At 52.8% G+C, this 2967-nt stretch carries 2 rRNA genes; both read right to left on the bottom strand.

Annotation, left to right across the window (positions count from 1 at the left end):
• Window positions 1-11 precede the first annotated feature (11 nt).
• Window positions 12-124, bottom strand: a 5S ribosomal RNA gene (rrf, locus tag G3N61_RS38535).
• 132 nt (window positions 125-256) lie between these two features.
• Window positions 257-2967 (bottom strand): 23S ribosomal RNA (locus tag G3N61_RS38530); the annotation flags it as partial.

Raw genomic sequence — 2967 nt, 5'->3', positions numbered from 1 at the left:
TGGCTTAGGGAGCCTGACGATTACCTACTTTCACACGGGAATCCGCACTATCATCGGCGTAGAGTCGTTTCACGGTCCTGTTCGGGATGGGAAGGGGTGGGACCGACTCGCTATGGTCATCAGGCAAAGAGGGTTGTTGCGCTGGCTTCGCAGCACAACCAATCTTGGAAGAAGCAGTAATTTTGAGTTGTGTGTATCACACACGAGAATCCAACCAGTCCGACGCGCTGTATTCAGCGCGAGACAGACTTGTTATAGGATCAAGCCTTACGGGCAATTAGTATCAGTTAGCTGAACGCATTACTGCGCTTACACACCTGACCTATCAACGTCCTGGTCTCGAACGACCCTTCAAGGGGATCTAGTCCCCAGGGATATCTCATCTTAAGGCGAGTTTCCCGCTTAGATGCTTTCAGCGGTTATCTCTTCCGAACATAGCTACCCGGCGATGCCACTGGCGTGACAACCGGTACACCAGAGGTTCGTCCACTCCGGTCCTCTCGTACTAGGAGCAGCCCCCTTCAAATATCCAACGCCCACGGCAGATAGGGACCAAACTGTCTCACGACGTTTTAAACCCAGCTCACGTACCTCTTTAAATGGCGAACAGCCATACCCTTGGGACCGGCTACAGCCCCAGGATGAGATGAGCCGACATCGAGGTGCCAAACACCGCCGTCGATATGAACTCTTGGGCGGTATCAGCCTGTTATCCCCAGAGTACCTTTTATCCGTTGAGCGATGGCCCTTCCATACAGAACCACCGGATCACTATGACCTGCTTTCGCACCTGCTCGACTTGTCGGTCTCGCAGTTAAGCACGCTTATGCCATTGCACTATCAGCACGATTTCCGACCGTACCTAGCGTACCTTCGTACTCCTCCGTTACGCTTTGGGAGGAGACCGCCCCAGTCAAACTGCCTACCATGCACTGTCCCCGACCCGGATCACGGGCCAAGGTTAGAACCTCAAACAAACCAGGGTGGTATTTCAAGGACGGCTCCACCGAAACTAGCGTTCCGGTTTCATAGCCTCCCACCTATCCTACACAGATCGGTTCAAAGTCCAATGCAAAGCTACAGTAAAGGTTCATGGGGTCTTTCCGTCTAGCCGCGGGTAGATTGCATCATCACAAACACTTCAACTTCGCTGAGTCTCGGGAGGAGACAGTGTGGCCATCGTTACGCCATTCGTGCAGGTCGGAACTTACCCGACAAGGAATTTCGCTACCTTAGGACCGTTATAGTTACGGCCGCCGTTTACCGGGACTTCAATCAAGAGCTTGCACCCCATCATTTAATCTTCCGGCACCGGGCAGGCGTCACACCCTATACGTCCACTTTCGTGTTTGCAGAGTGCTGTGTTTTTATTAAACAGTCGCAGCCACCAGTTTATTGCAACCCCTTCACCCTTTGCCCGCAGGGGCATCAAGCTACAAGGGCGTACCTTATCCCGAAGTTACGGTACCAATTTGCCGAGTTCCTTCTCCCGAGTTCTCTCAAGCGCCTTAGAATACTCATCTCGCCCACCTGTGTCGGTTTGCGGTACGGTCATCGTTAGACTGAAGCTTAGAGGCTTTTCTTGGAACCACTTCCAATTGCTTCGCTCCCTAAGGAGCTCGCGCCACACCCTTGAATTCCGCGCCCGGATTTGCCTAAGCGCCTTCTCCAATGCAGCGACCGGGACTTCCAACACCCGGACAACCTTCCGCGATCCGTCCCCCCATCGCATCTAACAATGGTGCAGGAATATTGACCTGCTTCCCATCAGCTACGCATTTCTGCCTCGCCTTAGGGGCCGACTCACCCTACGCCGATGAACGTTGCGTAGGAAACCTTGGGCTTACGGCGAGGGGGCCTTTCACCCCCTTTATCGCTACTCATGTCAGCATTCGCACTTCTGATACCTCCAGCATCCCTTCCGAGACACCTTCGCAGGCTTACAGAACGCTCTCCTACCATGCGTGCAAAGCACGCATCCGCAGCTTCGGTATATAGCTTAGCCCCGTTACATCTTCCGCGCAGGACGACTCGATCAGTGAGCTATTACGCTTTCTTTAAAGGGTGGCTGCTTCTAAGCCAACCTCCTGACTGTTTTAGCCTTCCCACTTCGTTTCCCACTTAGCTATATTTGGGGACCTTAGCTGGCGGTCTGGGTTGTTTCCCTCTTGACACCGGACGTTAGCACCCGATGTCTGTCTCCCGTGATTGCACTCTTCGGTATTCGGAGTTTGCTATGGCGGGGTAATCTGCAATAGACCCCCCAACCATGACAGTGCTCTACCCCCGAAGGTGAGACACGAGGCACTACCTAAATAGTTTTCGGAGAGAACCAGCTATTTCCAAGTTTGTTTAGCCTTTCACCCCTATCCACAGCTCATCCCCTAACTTTTCAACGTTAGTGGGTTCGGACCTCCAGTACGTGTTACCGCACCTTCATCCTGGCCATGGATAGATCACTTGGTTTCGGGTCTACGCCCAGCAACTGAACGCCCTATTCGGACTCGCTTTCGCTACGCCTGCCCTATACGGTTAAGCTTGCTACTGAACGTAAGTCGCTGACCCATTATACAAAAGGTACGCCGTCACCCCTTACGAGGCTCCGACTGTTTGTATGCATGCGGTTTCAGGATCTATTTCACTCCCCTCCCGGGGTTCTTTTCGCCTTTCCCTCACGGTACTGGTTCACTATCGGTCGATCACGAGTATTTAGCCTTGGAGGATGGTCCCCCCATCTTCAGACAGGATTTCACGTGTCCCGCCCTACTTGTCGCACACCTAGTTCTTTCATACTGTTTTCGCCTACGGGGCTATCACCCGCTATGGCCGCACTTTCCAGAGCGTTCGGCTAACAATACAAATAAAGAGTGCAAGGCTCATCCCATTTCGCTCGCCACTACTTTGGGAATCTCGGTTGATTTCTTTTCCTGCGGTTACTTAGATGTTTCAGTTCACCGCGTTCGCTTC

This window comes from Burkholderia sp. Ac-20349, assembly GCF_017104865.1.
Lineage (GTDB): Bacteria > Pseudomonadota > Gammaproteobacteria > Burkholderiales > Burkholderiaceae > Burkholderia > Burkholderia aenigmatica.
The sequence above is the reverse complement of the archived record's forward strand: the minus strand, read 5'-3'. Positions and strand labels throughout refer to the sequence as shown.